The organism is Xinfangfangia pollutisoli (assembly GCF_020179405.1).
Lineage (GTDB): Bacteria > Pseudomonadota > Alphaproteobacteria > Rhodobacterales > Rhodobacteraceae > Pseudogemmobacter > Pseudogemmobacter pollutisoli.
This window is the reverse complement of the sequence record NZ_JAICBZ010000012.1, coordinates 1-21384: the sequence shown is the minus strand read 5'-3', so window position 1 is coordinate 21384 and position 21384 is coordinate 1. Positions and strand designations below refer to the sequence as shown.

General features: G+C 67.0%; 18 protein-coding genes, 1 pseudogene and 2 riboswitches. Of the genes and pseudogenes, 12 read left to right on the top strand and 7 right to left on the bottom strand.

Annotated elements, in window-relative coordinates; translation table 11 throughout:
* Positions 1–203: 203 nt before the first annotated feature.
* Genes K1Y73_RS06250 through iaaH form a run of 11 tightly spaced genes read left to right on the top strand, consistent with a single transcriptional unit; the run spans position 204 to position 12377 of the window.
* Positions 204–2231 (top strand): alpha-ketoacid dehydrogenase subunit alpha/beta, encoded by a 2028-nt coding sequence (locus K1Y73_RS06250; protein ID WP_225027250.1) that lies wholly within the window; start codon positions 204–206, stop codon positions 2229–2231.
* The gene (locus K1Y73_RS06245; RefSeq protein ID WP_225027249.1) at positions 2231–2986 is read left to right on the top strand and encodes an IclR family transcriptional regulator; all 756 of its coding nucleotides are present in this window, start codon (positions 2231–2233) and stop codon (positions 2984–2986) included. Before K1Y73_RS06250 ends, K1Y73_RS06245 begins: the two co-directional genes overlap by 1 nt.
* Positions 2987–2997: 11 nt before the next feature.
* Positions 2998–3396: a RidA family protein gene (locus tag K1Y73_RS06240; RefSeq protein WP_225027248.1), complete on the top strand. Its 399-nt coding sequence runs from the start codon at positions 2998–3000 to the stop codon at positions 3394–3396.
* Entirely contained in the window at positions 3396–4778 is a 1383-nt protein-coding gene (locus K1Y73_RS06235) for an aminotransferase (protein WP_225027247.1), read from the top strand. Before K1Y73_RS06240 ends, K1Y73_RS06235 begins: the two co-directional genes overlap by 1 nt.
* On the top strand, positions 4775–6205 hold the full coding sequence (locus tag K1Y73_RS06230; RefSeq protein ID WP_225027246.1) for an amidase: 1431 nt from the start codon (positions 4775–4777) through the stop codon (positions 6203–6205). Before K1Y73_RS06235 ends, K1Y73_RS06230 begins: the two co-directional genes overlap by 4 nt.
* A 30-nt stretch (positions 6206–6235) precedes the next feature.
* Positions 6236–7543: an ABC transporter substrate-binding protein gene (locus K1Y73_RS06225; protein ID WP_225027245.1), complete on the top strand. Its 1308-nt coding sequence runs from the start codon at positions 6236–6238 to the stop codon at positions 7541–7543.
* A 23-nt stretch (positions 7544–7566) separates the two neighbouring features.
* A complete protein-coding gene (locus tag K1Y73_RS06220) occupies positions 7567–8364 on the top strand; it encodes an ABC transporter ATP-binding protein (RefSeq protein ID WP_225027244.1) in 798 nt (265 codons plus the stop codon).
* Positions 8354–9067 carry an ABC transporter ATP-binding protein gene (locus tag K1Y73_RS06215; protein ID WP_225027242.1) on the top strand — a complete coding sequence of 238 codons (714 nt, stop codon included), beginning with the start codon at positions 8354–8356 and terminating at the stop codon, positions 9065–9067. The genes K1Y73_RS06220 and K1Y73_RS06215 overlap by 11 nt, the downstream gene beginning before the upstream one ends.
* Positions 9068–9070: 3 nt before the next feature.
* Positions 9071–9949 (top strand): branched-chain amino acid ABC transporter permease, encoded by an 879-nt coding sequence (locus tag K1Y73_RS06210; RefSeq protein ID WP_225027240.1) that lies wholly within the window; start codon positions 9071–9073, stop codon positions 9947–9949.
* Positions 9950–9954: 5 nt separating this feature from the next.
* The gene (locus K1Y73_RS06205) at positions 9955–10956 is read left to right on the top strand and encodes a branched-chain amino acid ABC transporter permease (RefSeq protein ID WP_225027239.1); all 1002 of its coding nucleotides are present in this window, start codon (positions 9955–9957) and stop codon (positions 10954–10956) included.
* 17 nt (positions 10957–10973) lie between these two features.
* Complete coding sequence (iaaH, locus tag K1Y73_RS06200) at positions 10974–12377, top strand: indoleacetamide hydrolase (protein ID WP_263626533.1); 1404 nt, start codon at positions 10974–10976, stop codon at positions 12375–12377.
* Positions 12378–12434: 57 nt separating this feature from the next.
* On the opposite strand, the gene nrdF is transcribed toward iaaH, so the two are convergent.
* The 6 genes from nrdF to K1Y73_RS06170 all read right to left on the bottom strand — a co-directional run bounded on the left by nrdF (position 12435) and on the right by K1Y73_RS06170 (position 20376).
* Positions 12435–13409: a class 1b ribonucleoside-diphosphate reductase subunit beta gene (gene nrdF / locus K1Y73_RS06195; RefSeq protein WP_225027235.1), complete on the bottom strand. Its 975-nt coding sequence runs from the start codon at positions 13407–13409 to the stop codon at positions 12435–12437.
* 76 nt (positions 13410–13485) lie between these two features.
* Entirely contained in the window at positions 13486–15609 is a 2124-nt protein-coding gene (gene nrdE / locus K1Y73_RS06190; RefSeq protein ID WP_225027233.1) for a class 1b ribonucleoside-diphosphate reductase subunit alpha, read from the bottom strand.
* Positions 15594–16007: a class Ib ribonucleoside-diphosphate reductase assembly flavoprotein NrdI gene (gene nrdI, locus K1Y73_RS06185; protein WP_225027232.1), complete on the bottom strand. Its 414-nt coding sequence runs from the start codon at positions 16005–16007 to the stop codon at positions 15594–15596. The genes nrdE and nrdI overlap by 16 nt, the downstream gene beginning before the upstream one ends.
* Before the next feature lie 7 nt (positions 16008–16014).
* Complete coding sequence (gene nrdH / locus K1Y73_RS06180; RefSeq protein ID WP_225027230.1) at positions 16015–16236, bottom strand: glutaredoxin-like protein NrdH; 222 nt, start codon at positions 16234–16236, stop codon at positions 16015–16017.
* A 102-nt stretch (positions 16237–16338) separates the two neighbouring features.
* Positions 16339–16528, bottom strand: a riboswitch (cobalamin riboswitch).
* A gap of 96 nt (positions 16529–16624) precedes the next feature.
* Complete coding sequence (metH, locus tag K1Y73_RS06175; protein WP_225027229.1) at positions 16625–19339, bottom strand: methionine synthase; 2715 nt, start codon at positions 19337–19339, stop codon at positions 16625–16627.
* On the bottom strand, positions 19336–20376 hold the full coding sequence (locus K1Y73_RS06170) for a homocysteine S-methyltransferase family protein (RefSeq protein WP_225027227.1): 1041 nt from the start codon (positions 20374–20376) through the stop codon (positions 19336–19338). Before K1Y73_RS06170 ends, metH begins: the two co-directional genes overlap by 4 nt.
* A 134-nt stretch (positions 20377–20510) precedes the next feature.
* Positions 20511–20752, top strand: a riboswitch (cobalamin riboswitch).
* Between the two features lie 35 nt (positions 20753–20787).
* On the opposite strand from K1Y73_RS06170, the gene K1Y73_RS06165 reads away from it, so the two are divergent.
* Positions 20788–21207: a DUF1636 family protein gene (locus K1Y73_RS06165; protein ID WP_225027225.1), complete on the top strand. Its 420-nt coding sequence runs from the start codon at positions 20788–20790 to the stop codon at positions 21205–21207.
* A 24-nt stretch (positions 21208–21231) separates the two neighbouring features.
* On the opposite strand, the pseudogene purU reads toward K1Y73_RS06165, so the two are convergent.
* Positions 21232–21384 (bottom strand): annotated as a pseudogene (gene purU, locus K1Y73_RS06160) (formyltetrahydrofolate deformylase); the annotation flags it as partial.

Here is a 21384-nt window from a genome sequence, read left to right as displayed (position 1 = left end):
CCCGGCAAGTGGACCGTCCTGTTCCTCTTTCCCTGCCGCCCGAAGCGGCGCCCGCCTGCATCCGTAGCGACGCGGGCGGGCGCGGGCGCATTGCTTTTTCCGTCAATAGTATAACATAATGATAAGATTATAAAAATATTGACTCTGTAAGGGTGGGTTTATAGCGTCCGACGGACTGGAAGCCTGGCGCAGGGAGATCTGAGTTGCCCGCCTCTCTCACCGATACGGACATCGAGTTTCTTGTTCAGTCCTATGCGCGGATGTACCGCATCCGTCAGTTCGAACAGGCGGCGCTTGACCACAGCACCCGCAAGGATGCGCTGATCGCGGGGTCGGTGCATCTTTGCGCCGGGCAAGAGGCGGTGCCGGTCGGCGCCCTGGCCGGGCTTGGCCCGACGGATCGGGTGATCGCCACCTATCGCGGTCACGGCTGGGCGCTGGAAACCGGCGTTCCCGCCGAGGCGCTGTTTGCCGAACTGTGCCACCGCGCCGATGGCGTGAATGGCGGGCGCAGCGGCTCGGCCCTGGTCACCGCCCCGAATGCGCGCTTCGTGGGCGAGAATTCCATCGTCGGCGCGGGCGGCCCGATCGCCTGCGGCATCGCGATGGCGGCACAGATCGAGGCGGCGGACCGGGTCTGCGTGGTGACATTCGGCGACGGGGCCACCAGCCAGGGCGCCCTGCACGAGGCCTTTGTCTTTGCCGCGGCCTACAAGCTTCCGGTGATCTTCGTCTGCGAAAACAACGGCTGGTCCGAGATGACGCCGACGCTGTCGATCACCGGGCTGGACCGTCTGGCCCGCCGCGCAAATGCCTATGGCATGCAATCGGCCACCATCGACGGAACCGATCCGCTTGCCGTGCGCGACAGTTTCGCCATCGCCCGGGCCACTGTTCTGGCGGGCAAGGGGCCGGTCCTGATCGAATGCCGGGTGCCCCGGCTTTGGGGGCATTACAACCGCGATATCGAACATTACCGCCCCAAGGCGGACCGGGAAGAAAGCCAGCTTCGCGATCCGCTTGCGCTGCTCGAGGCGCGGCTTTGCGCGCTGGGCGCCAGCAGCCCAGAAGAGCTTGCCATCCTGCGCGACCGGCTTGACCGTGACTGGGCCGGGGTTCTGCAGCGGGTGCAGGCGATGCCCATGCCCGATGCCGCCACGGCGACCCACCATGTCGCGGCCCCGCCCGCGGCGCGGCCCGACAGGACGGGGCCGCGCGGAAGCGCCCGGGACGCCACCTATATCCAGGCGGTGAACGAGGCGCTGAAGCGCGAACTGGCCGAACGCGACGAGGTGCTGGTCTATGGCGAGGATGTCGGCCATGCCGGCGGAATCTTCGGCGCAACCCGCTATCTGCAAAGGGATTTCGGCGCGAAACGGGTGTTCGACACCCCGATTGCCGAAGCCGCCATCCTGGGCTCGGCCGTGGGGCTGGCCCTGGAAGGAAAGCGCCCGGTGGTCGAGATCATGTGGGCCGATTTCCTGCTTGTGGCGCTGGACCAGATCATCAATCAGGCCGCCAATATCCGCTACCTGACCCGCGGCAGCAGAACGGCGCCGATCGTGGTGCGGGTGCAGCAGGGCGCGACGCCCGGCTCGACCGCGCAGCATTCGCAATCGCTGGAGGCGATGCTGGCCCATGTGCCGGGCCTGCGGGTGGGGCTGCCCTCGACGCCCGACGATGCCTATCACATGCTGCGCGCGGCGCTGCATGGCGAGGATCCCGCGGTGATCATCGAATCCCGCGCCCTGTATCAGCGCCCGGGCGAGATCTGGCCCGATGCCCCGCGCCAGTCTACGGCGGGGGCGGCGCTGCGGCGCCGGGGCAAAAGCCTGACCCTGCTGGGCTGGGGCGCCGTGATGCCCGGGGTCGAGGTCGCCGCCGAACGACTGGGCCAGGATGGTATCGATGTGTCGGTGCTGGATCTGCGCTGGCTGTCGCCGGTCGACTGGGAAACGCTGTGCGCGACCGTGACCGCGACGGGCGGACGGGTCGTCGTGGTGCATGAGGCCAATCTGACCGGCGGTTTCGGCGCAGAGATCATCGCCGGGCTTGCCGAAAGGCTGGGCCCCTCGGCGCTTGCGTTCCGCAGGGTCGCCACCCCCGATGTGCGCATGCCGGCCTCGCCGGTGCTGCAGGCCGCTCTGCTGCCCGATGCCACGAAGATCGTCGCGGCGGCGGTCGATCTGCTGCACTCAAACACCCAGACCCTGCAGAAGGAGTGCGTCTGATGGCCGAGAGCGGCGAAAAAACCGGGCGTCTGCACATCAATTCCGTGGTGCGCGGCGTGAACATCCTGACGGCCATCGCGCGCAGCGACCAGGGCCTCAGCGTTCGCGAAATCGCCGCGGCGGTGGGCATCGAACGCCAGACCGCCTATCACCTGATCCACACGCTGGAAGATACCGGCTTCATCGCTCGCGACGACCAGCGCAATTACCGTCTGGGTCTTAGCGTGGGCGCGCTGGCCGAGGCCTTCGGCCGCCAGTTCTCGGCGCCGGATTACATGCTGCCGCTGGTGCGCCGACTTGCGCAGGAGACGGGCGAGACCTGCTATGTCGTCGGCTGGTGGCAGGGCGAGATCGTGATCATCGAGGTCGCGGCCGGGGTGAATGCGATCCGCTCGGCCGGGATGCCGCATGGCCAGTATCTGCACGCCCATGCGCGGGCGGCGGGCAAGGTGCTGCTGGCCTATGCCGCGACGGCGCGCATGGCGGAATACCTGCTGAACCATCAGCCTCTGGCCAAGCTGACCGACAAGACCCTGACCGATTTCAAATCGCTGCAGGCCGAGTTCACCCGCATCCGGGCCGAGGGCATCGGCTATGACGACGAGGAATTCGCCCCGGGGATTTCCTGCATGGCGATGCCGCTGGAAGCCGGGACCGCCCCTTATGCCCTGGCCCTGTCGGCGCCGACCCAACGCTTTCAGGCCTTCCGTGAAACCTACCAGCAGAAGCTGGCCGAGCTGGTCCAGCGCAACTGAAGGGCAGACCCATGACGATCAGACATTTCAACTGCAGCGATGTGGCCGCGGCCTTCGGGAACTATTCGCATGGCGTGGTCATCCCGCCCGGCGCGACCACGATCCAGCTTGCCGGCCAGGTCGGCGTGCGGCCCGACGGCTCGATCCCCGAGGATGCCGGCGAACAGACCCGGATCATCTTCGACAATTTCCGCGCCCTTCTGGCCAGCCAGGGCTTCGGCTTCGACGACATCGTCAAGATGACCTATTTCGTCGTCGCACCCGAGGATCTGCCCGCCATCCGGGCGGTGCGCGACAGCGTGATCGCCGCGCCCTATCCGGCCGCCTCGCTGGTTCTGGTCAAGGCGCTGGGCCGGCCGGAATGGAAGCTTGAGATCGACTGTCTTGCCGCCAGGATCGAGGCCGCGTGATGCGCAATTCCCTTGCCGAAACCGATCTTGCGGTTCTGTTGCATCCCCAGACCGACCCGGCCGCGCTGGAAGCGCAGGGGCCGCTGATCATCGAACGCGGCGACGGCGTTTTCGTCACCGACAGCAGCGGGCGCCGCTATCTGGAGGGCATGTCCAGCCTGTGGTGCGCTTCGCTGGGGTTCAATGAGCCGCGTCTTGCGCGCGCCGCGGCCGAGCAGATCAGCCGGCTGGGGTCCTATCACACCTTCAACCGCCGCTCGAACCCGGCGGCGATCGAGCTGGCGGAACGGCTTCTGGCCCTGTCGCCCATGCCCGAGGGCAAGGCGATCTTCGCCAATTCCGGCTCGGAAGCGGTCGACACGATGATCAAGCTGGCCTGGCTTTATCACAGCGGTCGGGGCGCGCCAGAGCGGCGCAAGATCATCAGCCGCAAGCGCGCCTATCATGGCAGCACGGTGCTGGGGGCCACGCTCAGCGGGCTTGCGCCGATGCGGGGGGCCTATGCCTGGCCCGATGCGGGCGTGATCTTCGCCGAGACGCCGCATCACTACACGGCCGGCACCGCTGGCGAAAGCGAAGAGGCCTTTGCCGACCGGCTGGTCGACGAGATCGCAGCCCTGATCGCCGCCGAGGGGGCGCATAGCATTGCCGCGATGATCGCCGAGCCGGTGATGGGCGCCGGCGGCGTCATCATCCCGCCCGCCGGCTATTTCCCGAAACTGGAAAAGCTGCTGCGCGACCATGGCATCCTGCTGCTGAGCGACGAGGTGATCTGCGGCTTCGGACGCACCGGCGCCTGGTTCGGCTGCCAGACCTTCGGCTTCCGCCCCGACATGATGAGCGTCGCGAAAGCGCTGTCCTCGGGCTATCAGCCGATCGGGGCGACGCTGCTGACGGACGAGGTCTTCCAGGTGATCCGGGCCGAAGCCAGCCGGCTTGGCGGGCTGAGCCATGGGTTCACCTATGCCGGACACCCCGTCACCAGCGCCGTCGCGCTTGAGACGCTGCGGATCTATGACGAGATGGATCTGCTGGCCCGGGTGCGCGGCCTTGCGCCGGTCTTCCGGTCGCAGATCCAGGCGCTGGCGGGGCATCCGCTGGTGGGCGACAGCCGGTCCGTGGGCCTGATCGGCGCGGTTGAGCTGGTCGCCGACCGGGCGGCGCGCCGGCCCTTCGCGCCAGCGCGGGGCGTCGGCGCGCGGCTGGTGGCCCTGGCCCTGGATCAGGGTCTGATCCTGCGAAACCTGGGCGACACGATCGCAATCTGCCCGCCGCTGATCATTTCCGAGACCGAACTGGCGCTGCTGTTCACCCGGCTGCGGCAGGCGCTTGATGCTTTGGCGGATGAAGTTGCCGCAAACCCGGCGGAGGAACCGGCATGATCGACGAGATTCTGGACCGCGACGCCACCGCGCAGGCCGAGGCCGTCGCGAAAGGCGATGTCAGCGCGGTGGAACTGGCCAGGGCCGCCATCGCCCGGATCGAGGCGGGCGATCCTGCGCTGAACGCCGTGACCCAGCGCTTTTTCGACCAGGCGCTGGATCAGGCCGCCGCGGCGGATCTGCCCGAGGGGCCGTTTCGCGGCGTGCCCTTCCTGGTGAAGGACTTCTACTGCCACATGGCAGGAACCCCGACCACCGGCAGCGCCAGGCTGCTGGAGCATAACGTGATCGACCATGACAGCGCGCTGATGGCCCGCTATCGGCAGGCGGGGCTGGTGACGCTGGGCAAGACGAATGTGCCTGAAATGGTCACCATGGGCACGACCGAGCCGGTCTGGCGCGGCCCGACGCGCAACCCCTGGAACCCCGACCATACGCCGGGCGGATCTTCGGGCGGGGCGGCGGCGGCGGTGGCGGCGGGATATGTGGCGGTCGCGCATGCCAATGACGGCGCGGGCTCGATCCGGATCCCGGCCTCGTGCTGCGGCCTGTTCGGGCTGAAGCCGTCCCGCGCGCGCATCACCCTTGGCCCCGATGTCGGCGAGGCGATTGGCGGGATCACGGCGGAACATGTGGTGTCGCGCACGGTGCGCGACAGTGCGGCGGTTCTGGATGCCACGGCCGGCGCGCTGCCCGGCGATCCCTATGTTGCGCCCGCGCCGGCGGAAAGCTTTCTGTCGGCGCTTGCCAGGCCGCGCAACGGGCTGCGGATCGGCGTCACCTTCGACGCGCCGGACGGCACGGCGGCGGCGCCCGAATGCCGCGCCGCGGTGGCGCAGGCCGCCGATCTGCTGCGCGCGCTGGGCCATCAGGTCGAAGAGGTCACGCTGCCCTTTGACGGCGCGGCCTTCCGCGCGGCCCTGGCAAGCTTCTGGCCGATGACCGTGACCCGCGGGCTCAGCGCCCTGGCCGCGGCGCGGGGCGAGGATCCCGAGATCCTGGTGCGCGAGCTGGAGCCGTTCAACCAGTATCTCTTTGCCCAGGGCATCGCGCGGCGGGCGGTGGATTACATCCGCGATCTGGTGGTGTTTCAGGGCATGGCGCGCGCGATGGGCGGCTTCTTCCAGGCGCGCGACATCTGGCTGTCGCCGGTCTTGCCCTTCGCGCCCCCCCGGCTTGGCCATTTCGACGCCGCCATCCTGGGGGCCGAGACGGCCTGGGACCGGGTGCTGCAATCCTTCCTGTTCACCGCCCCCGCCAATGTCACCGGGCTGCCCTCGGCAAGCGTGCCGATGGCGGTTTCCGAGGCCGGGCTTCCCATCGGCATTCAGCTGACCGCGAAGCTGAACGATGAGGCGACGATCCTGTCTCTGGCCGCGCAGCTGGAACAGGCAAATCCCTGGGCGATGCCCAGGCGCGCAACCTAAGCAAAACCAAACACAACAGGGAGTTATGACATGGATCAGCGCATCCATCGCCGAGGCATGCTTAAAGGGTCGGCCTGGCTGACCGGGGCCGCCGCCCTTCTGTCGGGCGCGAATGCCGCCCTGGCGCAGACCTCGGCCGAGCCGATCCCGGTCGGCCAGGCCGCGCCGCTGACCGATTTTGCCGCCGCCGACGGGGTCGAGTTCCGCAATGGCCTGATCATGGCCTGTGACGAGATCAACGCCCTTGGCGGCATCCTGGGCCGCCCGCTGGAACCCTATTTCGAAGACACCAAGCAGATGGGCGATGCAACCAATGTGCAGGCGGTGCAACGGCTGATCGACCGCTACGGCGTGCATGCGGTGATCAACGGCTACAACACCGGATCCGGCTCGGCGGTGCAGGATGCGATCGCGGATGCGGGGATCATCTATCTGCACAACGATACGTCCAGCGGGCATGGCGTGCTGGTGGGCGAAGATCCCGAACGGTATTTCGGATCGTTCCAGACCGATCCTTCCGAAACCTGGTACGGGTCGGGCCTGCTGAAATTCCTGTCCTCGCTGACCGAGGGGGGCGCCTTCACGCCCGCCAACCGCAAGCTGGCGATCATCCTGTCGGCGGGCACCTATTCGTCGAACATCGCCAATGTGGTGCGCGAAGGCGCCGCGGCGCTGGGCTGGGAGGTCAGCCTTTACGAGACGGTCAACGTGCCGATTTCGGAATGGGGGCCGACCCTGTCGAAACTGCGGCAGGACCCGCCGGGGGTGATCGTGGTCACCCATTATTTCCCGGCCGATCTGGCGCAGTTCATGGTCCAGTTCATGACCAACCCGACGCCCAGCCTGATCTACATGCAATATGGGCCCTCGGTGAAATCCTTCCGCGACATCGCCGGCCCCGCCGCTGCCGGGGTGGTGTTCTCGACCGTCATCGGCGCGCTGCAGGACGAGATCGGGCTGGATTTCGAAACCCGCTACAAGGCGCGGTTCGGCGCGGATGCGGGCCATAACTCGGGCGTCCAGTCCTATAACGCGGCATGGATCTGGGCTGTGGCGGCGGCGCTGGCCGGCGGCTCGGGCGCGCCCGGCGACGAGGCGCAGAACCGCAAGGTCGCCGCGCGGATCCGCGCGATGATCCATCGCGGCCCGAACGGCACGACGCGCTTTCTTCCGGGCGAACAGGCGGCGGCCTCGTATCCCGGCGGCACCGACGACCCGTCGCTCGGCATGCCGCACCAGTTCCTGCAGATCCAGGACCATCAGGCCGAGCCGGTGCTGATCGCGCCCTGGCCCTATGCCAAGGCCGAATTCGTCACGCCGCCCTGGATCAAGGGGTGACGGCGATGTCTCAGGTCAGGCAAATGCCGCTCCTGTCCTGCCGGAATGTCACGAAGGCCTTCGGGTCGCTGATGGCGGTCAGCGATCTGAGCTTCGATCTTGCCGCAGGCGAGGTGCTGGGGATCGGCGGGCCGAATGGCGCGGGCAAGACCACGCTTTTCGAGATGATCTCGGGGCAGACGCGTGTCACGTCGGGCTCGGTCGTTCTAGAAGGCCGCGACATCACCCGTCTGTCGCCGGTCGGGCGCTGCCATGCGGGCCTTGCCCGGGTGTTTCAGCTGAACACCGGGTTCGACAGTCTGACCCTGCGGGAAAATGTGCTGGTCGCGGCCTATTACGGCCGCGCACCGCGCCGGATGCCGGGCTTCCGCATCCCCTCCGAGGTCGGCGACCGGGTGCAAGAGGCGCTGTGCCGGGTCGGGCTGGAGACCCGCGCCGACCGTCCGGCGGCGACGCTGCCGGTCATCGACCGCAAGCTTCTGATGATCGCGGGCGCCCTGGCCATGTCGCCGAAACTGCTGCTGCTGGACGAACCCGTGGGCGGGCTGACCCAGCGCGAGATCGATCAGGTGGCCGAGGTCGTGGGCCGGGTGGCGGCGGATGGGGTGACGGTCGTGCTGATCGAACATGTCATGCGCTTTCTGGTGCAGCTGTCCAGCCGGGTGATGATCCTGCATCACGGCAAGAAGCTGTACGAAGGCGATGCCGCCGGCCTGTCGCGGGATCGCGACGTGGTCGAGGTCTATCTCGGGCAGGGCGCGGGCCGGGAAGTCGCGCGGCTGGCCGCCGGCCGGGAACAGGGGGCACAGCATGCCGGATGATCTTGTCGTCTCGCATCTGACCGCCGGATACGGGCACCAGACGGTGCTGCACGATCTGTCGCTGCGGGTCGAGGCGGGCCAGCTGACCGCGCTGATCGGCCCGAACGGCCATGGCAAGACCACTCTGCTGCGGGCGATTTCCGGGCTGATCCCGGCGAAGTCCGGCGAAATCCGCCTTGGCGAGACGCGGATCTCTGGCCTGGGCGCCGCCGCGGTCGTCGCGCGGGGGATCGTGCATGTGCCGCAGGGCGATCTGCTGTTTCCCGACATGACCGTGCTTGAAAACCTGCGGATGGGGGCGTTTCTGCCCGCGGCCGGGCGGCGGGAAAAGGCGGCCCTGGACGAGGTGTTCAGCCTGCTGCCCAAGCTGCGCGACCGCCAGACCCAGATCGCCCGCACGCTGTCGGGCGGCGAGCGGCGCATGGTCGGGATCGGCCGCGGGCTGATGGCCTCGGGGCGGGTGCTGATGCTGGATGAGCCGTCGCTGGGCCTGGCGCCGATCGTCATCGAACAGATCTATGAGGTGATCTCGGGGCTCAGGCAGGCCGGGCGCAGCCTGCTTCTGGTCGAGGAAAACGCGATGCGGGCGGCCGGCATCGCCGACCGGGTGCATCTGCTGGACCATGGCACGCTGGCCTGGAGCGGCACCGGCACCCAGCTGTCGGGCCGGCCCGAGCTTCTTGAAACCTATCTGGGGGTGTAAGCGATGGATGTGCTTTTCCAGATCATCGCCTCGGGTCTGACGCTGGGCGCGGTCTATGCGATCTCGACCGTCGGGCTGGCGCTGGTCTTCGGCGCGATGAGCATGCTGAACATGAGCCATGGCGCGCTGATGGCGCTGGGGGGCTACATGGCCTGGTTCACGCTGACCGGGCTTGGCCTGCCGCCCGCGCTGGGCGTGCTGGTGGCCGTCGGGGTCTGCGCGGCCGTGGGGGCGCTGATCTATCTGCTGATCGCCCGGCCGATGCTGGGCGCCGAGGGGTTCGAGACCCGCATCTTCATCGCGACGATCGGCTTCGGCGCGGTGATGGAAAGCGCGATCCTGATGGCCTTCGGCCCCCAGCCGAAACCGCAGCCGCTGGCGGTTCAGGGCGGGATCGGCCTTGGCGGGGTGCATCTGCCGGTTCAGAACCTGCTGATCCTGGGGCTGTCGATGGCGCTGATGCTGGCGCTTGGGCTGTTTCTGCAGAAAAGCCGCATCGGCATGGCGATCCGGGCAACCGCGCAGAACCGCGATGCCGCCCGGTTGATGGGCGTGCGGATCGGCGGGGTCTATGCGCTGGTCCTGGCAATTTCTGGCGGCCTGGCCGCGATCTCGGGGATCACCGTCTCGTCCCTGTCCAGCCTGCTGCCCAATATGGGGGGCGACCCGATGCTGAAGGCCTTCATCATCTGCGTCGTCGCCGGGCTTGGCCGCGTGCCCGGAAGCGTGGTCGCGGCGCTGTTCATCGGCCTGTTCGAGGCGGCGGTGCAATATACGATCGGGGTGCGCTTCAGCTTTGCCCTTCTGCTTCTTCTCGTCATCGTGGTGCTGATCTGGAAGCCTCAGGGCGTATTCGGGCGCCATCAGGGGGTTCGTCTATGACTGCCATGCGTCGTGATCTTCTTCTGTGCGGGCTTTTCGCCGCGGCCGCGCTGGCCTGGCCGATGGTGTCGGGCCTGCGCTACTCGGTGACCCAGACCACCTTCTTCTTCATCTGGGCCACGGTCGTGGTACAGTGGAACCTGGTCTTCGGGATCAGCGGGATCTTCTCGCTTGCCCAGGTCGCGCTGTTTGCGATCGGCGCCTATGTGACGGCGATGCTGGGCTATTACCTGGGCACCTCGATGCTGCTGGCAATGCCGGCGGGCGCGGTCGTGGCCGTAATTGCCAGCATCGCGCTGGGCCTGGCCTGCCTGCGGCTTTACGGCCCCTATGTCGCGCTTCTGACATTGTGCGTCTCGCAGGTGCTGTATGTGCTGATCGTGAACGATACCGATTGCTTCACCCATCCTCCGGCCGGCTGCATGCCGCTGATGGGCGGGGTGCGGGGCTTTTCGCGCTTCGGAGATCTGGGCTTCCGCGACTGGCTGGGATCGGGCTTCTATATCGGGAATTACTATGTCGGACTTGCGCTGCTGACCGCGGCGATCCTGTTCTCGATCCTGATCATTCACAGCCCCATGGGCCTGGCCTTCCGCGCCCTGCGCGACAATCCGGTCTATGCGGCCGCGCGCGGGGTCGACCGCTTTCGCTATCAGCTGTGGATCTTCGGCCTGTCGGCCTTCTTCACCGGGCTGGCCGGCGCCTTCTATGCGGTCAATACCGGCGTGGTCGGCCCGGTGGTGTTCTCTTTCCCGCATCTGCTGTTTCTGCTGTCGATGATCGTGGTCGGCGGGGTCGGGACGGTCTGGGGCCCGGTGATCGGCGCCGTCGTGCTGATGGTCGCGGATGAACTGATGCGCGAATTGGGCGATTTCCGCGACATCGGCATGGGGCTGATCCTGGTCGGCTGCGTGGTGCTGATGCCGAAGGGCCTGAGCGGGCTGTTCCAAAGCCTGAGCGCGCGCCTTGCGGGGCCGGCCGCATCGGCGGCGGAGAAGGCGAAATGATGTCAGGGGGGCAGACCATGCGCATGACCGAACAGCTGCGCCAGCTGCAAAGCGGCGAACAGACCGCCGAGGCGATGATGGCCCAGGCGATCGGGCGCGCCGAGGCGCTTGGCCATCTGAATGCGTTTCTCGCCGTCGCGCCGGACAAGGCGCTGGAGGCCGCGCGCGCGGTCGATCTGGCAAGACGGCGCGGCGCGCCTCTGCCGGTGCTGGCCGGCCTGCCCATCGGCGTGAAGGACAATATCGACGTCCAGGGCTGGGCCACCACCGGCGCGACGCCCGCCCTGGCACAGCTTTACGCGCGCCAGACCACGCCGGTCGCGCAGCGCCTGTTCGATGCCGGGGCGATCCTGCTGGGCAAGACCAATCTGCACGAACTGGCCTTCGGCGTCACCAATACCAATTTCGCGCCCGTTCCGATGACCCGCAATCCGCACGATGCCGGGCGGGTGACCGGCGGCTCTTCCGGGGGCACCGCCGCGGCCATCGCCGCCGGGATCGTTTCGGCCGGGCTTGGCACCGATACCTCGGGCTCCATTCGCATTCCCGCGGCCCTGTGCGGCATCGCGGGCTTGCGGCCTTCGGTCGGCATCGGCGGCCGCGCGCGACGCTATGCGGCCCAGGGGCTGCTGCCCATCAGCCACAGCAACGATACGGCCGGGCCCATGGCGGCCTCGGTCGCGGATCTGGCGCTGCTGGATGCGGTGATCACCGGCACCGATCCGGTCCGCGCCCGGCCGCTGGCCGGGCTGCGCCTGGGCCTTCCCGACTGTTTCTGGGCCGAGATCGACCCCGAGGTCGAGCAGCTCTGCCGCGCGCTGATCGACCGGCTTGCCGCGGCAGGGGCCGAGCCGATCCCGCTGCGGCTGCCCGGGCTGCGCGAGGCCTGGCGCCAGGTCTCGGCCCCGGTCGTCCTGCATGAACCGCGCCAGGATATCCCGGCCTGGCTTGCATCGAACGGCCGGGCCGACCTCTCGATGGCCGAGATCTTCCGCCAGATCGCAAATCCCGATGTGCGGGCCGCGTTCGAGGTGGTGCTGGCGGACCGGCCCGATGACGCCTATCGCGCCGCGATCACCGTTCACCGCCCCAAGCTGTGCCGGATCTATGCTGATGCGTTTCGCGACAAGGGCCTGGCGGCGCTGATCTTCCCGACCGTGCCCGTCCCGGCCCCGCGGATCGACACCGACAGCGCCTTCGGCACGCTGATGATCGACGGAACCGAGCGGGGGGTGTTCGAGACGCTGATCCGCAACACCGATCCGGGCGCGAATGCCGGTCTGCCCGGGCTCAGCCTTCCGGCCGGAACCACGCGGGATGGCCTGCCGGTCGGGATTGAGCTTGATGGGCCGGTGGGATCGGATCGCGATCTGCTGCAGATCGGCCTCGCGATCGAGCAGGTCGCGTCTGCGCCGCGCTAGCGAAGCCCCGCGCCGCAGCGCGGGCTTGCCGGTCCCGCGCGGGGACCGGCCCGGATGTCAAAAATCCCAATCCTCGTCCTCGGTCGCGACGGCCTTGCCGATCACATAGGACGAGCCCGAACCCGAAAAGAAATCGTGGTTCTCGCTGTCGGGGCTCAGGGCGGCAAGGATGGCGGGGTTCACCTCGCAGGCGGCGGGCGGGAACAGCGCCTCATATCCCAGATTCTGCAGCGCCTTGTTGGCGTTGTAATGCAGGAAGGCCTTGACGTCTTCGGTCAGCCCAAGCCCGTCATACAATTCTGCCGTGTAGCGTTGTTCGATGTCATAAAGGTCGAACATCAGCGCGAAGGCGAAATCCTTCAACTCCTGCCGGCGGGCCTCGGGCTGGGTTTCCAGCCCGCGCTGGTATTTGTAGCCGATGTAATAGCCATGCACCGCCTCGTCGCGGATGATCAGCCGGATCAGATCGGCGGTATTGGTCAGCTTGGCCCGGCTGGACCAGTACATCGGCAGGTAGAAGCCGGAATAGAACAGGAAGCTTTCCAGGAAGACGCTGGCGATCTTGCGCTTCAGCGGATCGGCCCCGGCCTTGTATTCCTCGCAGATCAGCCGGGCCTTGGCCTGCAGATGCGGGTTCTCTTCCGACCAGCGGAAGGCCTCGTCCACCTCTTTGGTCAGACACAGGGTCGAGAAGATCGACGAATAGCTGCGCGCATGCACCGCCTCCATGAAGGCGATGTTGGTCAGCACCGCCTCTTCATGCGGGGTTGTCGCATCGGGCAGCATCGAGGGCGCGCCCACGGTGTTCTGCACCGTGTCCAGCAACGTCAGCCCGGTGAAGACGCGGATGGTCAACTCGCGCTCTTCGGGGCGCAGCGTCGCCCAGCTTTGCACGTCATTCGACAGAGGCACCTTTTCGGGCAGCCAGAAATTGACCGTCAGCCGGTTCCAGACCTCAAGATCCTTGTCATCCTGCATCCGGTTCCAGTTGATCGCCTTGCGTATCGCGCAACCCGCCGCATGATCCTTCATCGCGAAGGCTCTCCTCTTCATCTGTCCATAAATATCCCGGGGGGTCCGGGGGGGCTGGCCCCCCGGCATCGCCCGATCACAGGGTGCAGGATACGCAGCCCTGCACCTCGGTCCCCTCCAGCGCGGTCTGGCGCAGGCGGATGTAATAGATCGTCTTGATGCCCTTCTTCCAGGCCCGGATCTGGGCGCGGTTGATGTCGCGCGTCGTGGCCTCGGCCGGGAAGAACAGCGTCAGCGACAGGCCCTGGTCCACATGTTCGCTGGCCGCCGCATAGGTGTCGATGATCGCATCCGGCCCGATGTCATAGGCATCGCGGTAATAGTCCAGATTGTCGTTCGACATGAAGGCGGCGGGGTAATAGACCCGGCCGATCTTGCCTTCCTTGCGGATCTCGATCTTGGCCACGATCGGGTGGATCGACGAGGTCGAGTTGTTGATATAGCTGATCGACCCGGTCGGCGGCACCGCCTGCAGGTTGCGGTTGTAAAGCCCGTGCCGCATCACATCGGCCTTCAGCTGCGCCCAGTCGTCGCGGCTGGGCAGCGCGATCGCGCCGAACAGGCGCGCCACCTCGGGCAGGACGGGCAGCCAGTCGCGGCTGGTATAGCGGTCAAAGAACGACCCGTCGGCATAGGTCGACTTGTCGAAATCCTTGAAGGTCGTGCCCTTTTCCTGCGCCAGCAGGCACGAGGCGCGGATCGCGTGATAGGCCACAGCGGCGAAATAGACCGAGGTGAATTCCACCCCTTCGGGGCTGCCGTAATGGATGCGCTCGCGCGCCAGGAAGCCGTGCAGGTTCATCTGGCCAAGCCCCACCGCATGCGCCTCGTCATTGCCGCGCCGGATCGAGGGCACCGCCTCGATGGCCGACATTTCCGACACCGCCGTCAGCGCGCGGATCGCGCTTTCCACCGTGGCGCCGAAATCCGGCCCGTCCATCGTGGCGGCAATGTTCAACGAGCCGAGATTGCAGGAGATATCCGTGCCAAGATGGGCATAGGACAGATCCTCGTTATAGGTGCTGGCCTCGTTGACCTGCAGGATCTCGCTGCACAGGTTCGACATGGTGATGCGCCCGTGGATCGGGTTCGCGCGGTTCACCGTGTCCTCGAACATGATGTAGGGATAGCCCGACTCGAACTGGATCTCGGCCAGGGTCTGGAAGAAGGCGCGGGCGTTGATCTTCTTCTTCCGGATCCGCTTGTCATCGACCATCTCGGCATATTTCTCGGTCACCGAGATTTCCGAGAAGGGCAGGCCATAGACCTTCTGCACGTCATGGGGCGAGAACAGGTACATGTCCTGGTTCTTCTTGGCCAATTCGAAGGTGATATCGGGGATCACCACGCCCAGGGACAGGGTCTTGATGCGGATCTTCTCGTCGGCATTCTCGCGCTTGGTGTCGAGGAAGCGCAGGATGTCGGGATGGTGCGCGTTCAGATAGACCGCCCCCGCCCCCTGCCGCGCGCCCAGCTGGTTGGCGTAAGAGAAGCTGTCTTCCAGAAGCTTCATCACCGGGATCACCCCGGAGGACTGGTTCTCGATCCCCTTGATCGGCGCCCCCGCCTCGCGCAGGTTGGTCAGCATCAGCGCCACGCCGCCGCCGCGTTTGGACAGCTGCAGCGCCGAATTGATCGACCGGCCGATCGATTCCATATTGTCCTCGATCCGCAGCAGGAAGCAGGAAATCAGCTCCCCGCGCGAGGTCTTGCCGGCATTCAGGAAGGTCGGGGTCGCGGGCTGGAACCGGCCCGAGATGATCTCGTCCATGAAGCGCAGCGCCAGCGTCTCGTCGCCGCGCGCCAGGGTCAGCGCCACCATCACCACCCGGTCTTCATAGCGTTCCAGATAGCGCTGGCCGTCGCGGGTCTTCAGCGTGTAGCTGGTGTAATATTTGAACGCGCCCAGAAAGGTCGGAAACCGGAATTTCCGCGCATAGGCCTCGGCCCAGATGCGGCGCTGGAAGTTGCGCGAATACTGGTCCAGCACCTCGGGCTCGTAATAGCCTTCCTCGACCAGATACCCCAGCTTCTCGTCCAGCGAATGGAAGAAGACCGTGTTCTGGTTGACATGTTGCAGGAAATATTGCCGCGCCGCCATGCGGTCGGCGTCAAAGCGGATGCGGCCCTGATCGTCATACAGGTTCAGCATCGCGTTCAGGGCGTGGTAGTCCAGCGCGGGTTTCACGGCGTCAAGCATTGGGTCCCCAGGAATGTCGCAAGCCCGGCGCGGACGCGGGCGATGTCTGTTTCCGTCCCGGCCAATTCGAAGCGATACAGCACGGGTATGTTGCATTTCGCGGCGATCACCCCGCCGGCACAGGCGAAGAGATGGCCGAAATTGCGGTTGCCGCTGGCGATGACCCCGCGCAGCAGGGCGCGGCGCGGGGCGTCGTTCAGAAAGCGGATCACCTGTTTGGCAACCGCGCCGCGGCCCTGTCCGTCGGCATAGCTTGGGCAGACCAGCACATAGGGCTGGGCGGGTTCCGGCATCGGCGCCGCGGGCGAGATCGGGATCCGCAGGGCCTCAAGCCCCAGCTGCGCGACGAAGCGGGCGGTATTGCCCGAGGCCGAAGAGTAATAGACCAGCGCCGGCACGGCGGTGTCAGGCCAGGCGCCCGATCATGTCGGGGCGGAAGCCCGCCCAATGCGCTTCGCCCGCCACCACGACCGGCGCCTGCCGATAGCCAAGCGCCATCACCCGCTCCATCGCTTCGGCATCCTCGGTCAGGTCGATCACCCGATAGGGCAGGCCGCGGGCGTCCAGCGCGCGCGTGGTGGCGGTGCATTGCACGCAAGCCGGCTTCGAATAGACGGTGATGGCCATGCCTGAGGTCCTTTTTCTTCTTTTTCTGGCGGACGGGCAGGGGCACGGCGGGCCGACCCGAGGTCTGGCCTTTACCTGCGCACCCCGCGCCCGCCGCACGGTTTCGTCTCGTCTGTCCTGGCAGGTCTCCTGGCTTGCGGCTTGACGCTTGGCCGGCCTTCCCGGGGCAGGGCCCCAGTGGTGTTCCAGCTTCGCTCGCCGCTTACAGTTGCGGGGGCAGCGCCGGCATCGCACCGGCTTCCCATTTTCACCCGCGAGTCGCCTCGCAGGAACCATGACACCATCAATAGAGGCTTTGTGCCGGTGGTTGTCAATATCTAGCGGGCCGCGGGCGGCCCTGCCTTGGGGGCAAACCGCGCCGCCCGCCCCGCGACCGCTGCCCGCGCCGCTATTCGGCGGCCAGCGCCGCGGCGGGGGCGGGCGCGTAGTTCAGGATCGGCGCCAGCCAGCGTTCGGCCTCGGCCAGGGTCATGCCCTTGCGCCGGGCGTAATCTTCCACCTGATCGCGCTCGACCTTGGCCACGCCGAAATAATAGGCCTCGGGATGGCCGATATACAGGCCCGAAACCGAGGATCCCGGCCACATCGCCATGCTTTCGGTCAGCTGCACCCCGGTTGCCGCTTCGGCATCGAGCAGGCGGAACAGGGTCAGCTTCTCGGTATGGTCGGGCTGGGCGGGATAGCCGGGCGCGGGGCGGATGCCGCGATAGGGCTCGCCGATCAGGTCGTCGGGCGAGAAGCTTTCGTCGGGGGCATAGGCCCAGAAGCTGCGCCGCACCCGCTGATGCAGCATTTCGGCCATGGCCTCGGCATAGCGGTCGGCCAGCGCCTTGACCAGGATCGCCGAATAGGCGTCGTTGGCCTGTTCGAACCGGGCGGCGATCGCGGCCTCTTCGGGGCCCGCGGTCACCACGAAGCCGCCGACATAATCGGCCACGCTGCCTTCGGGGGCGACGAAATCGGCCAGCGCCACATTCGGACGGCCGGGGCGCTTGGCGTGCTGCTGGCGCAGCGTGTGCAGCGTGGCCAGCGGCACCTGCCGGTCTTCGCCGCTGTAAAGCCGGATATCCTCGCCCGCCGCCTGCGCCGGCCAGAAGCCCAGCACCGCGCGCGGGCTGAACCAGCGCTCGCCGATGATGCGCTGCAGCATCGCCTTCGCATCGGCGAACAGCGTCCGCGCGGCTTCGCCCTGCTTTTCATCCTGCAGGATCTTCGGGTAGATCCCCTTCAACTCCCAGGTCTGGAAGAACGGGGTCCAGTCGATATAGCGGGCGATTTCGGCCAGATCCCAGTCGTCGATCACCCGCGCGCCCAGAAACTGCGGTGCCGGCACGCTGTATCCCGCCCAGTCCAGCTTCAGCGCATTGGCGCGCGCCTGGGCCAGGGGCAGGCGCTGCTTTGCCCGCTCGCCGCGTTCGTGCCGCTCGGCCACTTCGGCATAATCGGCGCGCAGGCCCTGCAGGTAGGGCGCCTTCTGCGCGGGGCTGAGCAGCGCCCCCACCACGCCCACCGCGCGGCTGGCATCCAGCACATAGACCGCAGGCCCGCTGTAGCGCGGCGCGATCTTCACCGCCGTATGCACCTTCGAGGTGGTCGCCCCGCCGATCAGCAGCGGGATGGTGAAGCCGTCGCGTTCCATTTCCGCGGCGAGATGCACCATCTCGTCCAGGCTGGGCGTGATCAGGCCCGACAGACCGATCGCGTCGACCTTTTCCTCGCGCGCCACCTGAAGGATCTTCTGCGGCGGCACCATCACGCCCAGATCGACGATCTCGTAATTGTTGCAGGCCAGCACGACGCCGACGATGTTCTTGCCGATGTCATGCACATCGCCCTTCACCGTCGCCATCAGCACCTTGCCGGCGGTCTGGCGCCCCTCGCCGCCGCTGGCCGCGCGTTCGGCATTCATGTGGGGCAGCAGCACCGCGACCGCCTGTTTCATCACCCGCGCCGATTTCACCACCTGCGGCAGGAACATCTTGCCGGCGCCGAACAGATCGCCGACCACGTTCATTCCCGCCATCAGCGGGCCCTCGATCACATGCAGCGGCCGCTCGGCCGCCAGACGCGCCGCTTCGGTGTCTTCCACGATGAATTCGGTGATCCCGTTCACCAGCGCATGTTCCAGCCGCTTTTCCACCGGCCAGTCGCGCCAGGCCAGATCGCGGACCTTCTCTTCCCGGCCGCCGCCGCGGTAGCGATCGGCGATATCCAGCATCCGCTCGGTCGCCTGCGGCGTGCGGTTCAGCACCACATCCTCGCAGGCGGCGCGCAGATCGGGGTCGATCTGGTCATAGACCGCCAGCTGGCCCGCATTGACGATGCCCATATCCATGCCGGCCTGGATCGCGTGATACAGGAAGACCGCATGCATCGCCTCGCGCACCGGTTCATTGCCGCGGAACGAGAAGCTCAGGTTCGACACCCCGCCCGAGACATGGGCATGCGGCAGGTTCTGCCGGATCCAGCGCGCGGCCTGAATGAAGTCGACGCCGTAATTGTCATGCTCTTCAATGCCGGTGGCGACGGCAAAGACATTGGGGTCGAAGATGATGTCTTCGGGCGGGAAGTCCAGCTCGTCGACCAGGATGTGATAGGCGCGGGCGCAGATTTCGGTCTTGCGCTGGAACGTGTCGGCCTGGCCCGTCTCGTCAAAGGCCATGACGACCACGGCCGCGCCATAGGCCTGGCACAGTCGGGCATGATGGCGAAACGCCGCCTCGCCCTCTTTCAGGCTGATCGAATTGACGACCGGCTTGCCCTGGACGCATTTCAGCCCGGCCTCGATCACCTCCCATTTGGAACTGTCGATCATCACCGGCACCCGGGCGATATCGGGCTCGGCCGCCAGCAGGTTCAGGAAATCGACCATGGCCTGTTTGCTGTCGATCAGGCCCTCGTCCATGTTGATGTCCAGGATCTGGGCGCCGTTTTCCACCTGATCCCGCGCGACCTCTAGTGCCGCGGCATAATCGCGGTTGACGATCAGCTTGCGGAACCGGGCGCTGCCGGTGACATTGGTCCGCTCGCCGATGTTCACGAAGGGAATGTCGGGCGTCAGGACAAAGGGCTCCAGCCCAGACAAGCGCAGAAGAGGGGTCATTGCACGGCCCTCGGCGAGAAGGGGGCCACCGCCTCGGCGATCGCGCGGATATGCTCGGGCGTGGTGCCGCAACAGCCGCCCACCACATTCACCAGCCCGTCGCGGGCGAAATCCGCCACCTGGCGCGCGGTTTCCTGCGGGCCTTCGTCATATTGGCCAAAGGCGTTGGGCAGCCCGGCATTCGGATAGGCGCAGATCCGGGTTTCGGCCACGGCCGCCAGTTCCGCCAGATGCGGCCGCATGGCCGAGGCGCCCAGCGCGCAATTCAGCCCGACGGTGAAGGGGCGGGCATGCATGACCGAATGCCAGAAGGCCGTGGGGGTCTGTCCCGACAAGGTGCGCCCCGAAGCATCGGTGATGGTGCCCGAGATCATCAGCGGCAGATGCACCCGGCTGGCCGCGAAAGCCTCGAGACAGGCGAAGATCGCGGCCTTGGCGTTCAGCGTGTCGAAGATCGTCTCGATCAGGATCAGATCGGCCCCGCCGGCGATCAGCCCCATCACCTGCTGGCCATAGGCAAGGCGCAGATCGTCGAAGGTCACGGCGCGGTAGCCCGGGTCGTTCACATCGGGGCTCAGGCTTGCGGTGCGGTTCGTGGGCCCGACCGCCCCGGCGACAAAACGCCGCCGCCCGTCGATGGCCATGGCGCGGTCCATCGCGCGCCGGGCGATCCGGGCGCCTTCCGAGTTCAGATCGAAGACCGCCTCCTGCAGGCCATAATCGGCCTGGGCGATGCTGGTGGCGGAAAACGTGTTGGTCTCGACGATATCGGCCCCCGCCATGGCATAGCGGAAATGGATCTCTTCGATCGCCTGCGGCTGGGTCAGGATCAGCAGGTCGTTGTTGCCCTTCTGCGGGTGGTCCGAGTGGTGGCGGCAGCAGGCCCCGGCCTTCTGGCCGGCATAATCCTCTTCCGACAGGCCAAGGGCCTGGATCTGCGTGCCCATCGCCCCGTCCAGAATCAGGATGCGCTGCTGCGCGGCGGCTTGCAGTTCGGCCGGTACGGCGGCGGTCACGGGGGGAAGAGGCACGGTCATCGAAGATCCCAAGGCTGGTTGCAGCGGATATAGGCCGGCCAGCCAGATGCTTGAAATTCATAATTCTCTTGAAGAACATGAAATTGTCTCATGTCCAATCGCGCGGGCGCGGGCTTGACTTCGCCGGCCCGGCGCGACCATCTGGGCGCGATGGTTCCCGGGCCGAGATGCGCTTGCATCCCTGTCCGGGTTAAAAGGGAACGCGGTGCGGCCAAGGGGGGATCCCCGAAGCCAAGGCCGCGACTGCCCCCGCAACTGTAAGCGGCGAGCCTGCCCCCGAGCGACCACTGGTCCTTCGCGCCCTGCGCCGGACCGGGAAGGTGGGGAAAGGCCGCGACCCGCAAGTCAGGAGACCTGCCATCGCGTGAAATGACCACCAAGCCGGGCGGGGTGCCCCGGAAGGAGCCTGCGATGGACCATCCAATGCCGCCATTGGCGGCGCGATCCTGCCCGGCCGGGGCCAAGCCCGCGGCGCATCAGATCCACCTCTGTCAGATCTGCCGGCATACCGGCCAGCCCTGCCGGCCCGGCCTGGCGCTGCTGGCGCAGCTGCATTCGGCCATTGCCCTGGCGGGTCTGGGCGCGGGGTTCGAGCTGTCGGGCTCGGCCTGTCCGACCAGCTGCACCCGGCCCTGCACCCTGGCCTGGCGCGCCTCGGCCGGGGCGATGTGGCTGTTCGGCGATGTCGCGGCCGATGCCGATATCGACGCGCTGACCGATCTGGCCACCCGTTGCCAGAGCCGCGCGGCGGGCCTTGACGGCGGGGCAGGGGGCGGGGCAGGGGGCGGCCCGGCGGCGATCATCGTCACCCGGGCCGGCCCGATCCAATAGCCGGGCGGCGCGCTCGGGGCGCGCTTAGCCCATGCGTTCCGAGGCGTAGCTGCCGGGCGAAGCCGGGAAGACCACGGTCTTGTTGCCGTTCAAAAAGACGCGGCGGTGGATATGGGCGTGGATGGCGCGGGCCAGCACCTGGCTTTCCACATCGCGGCCCAGGCTGACATAGTCATC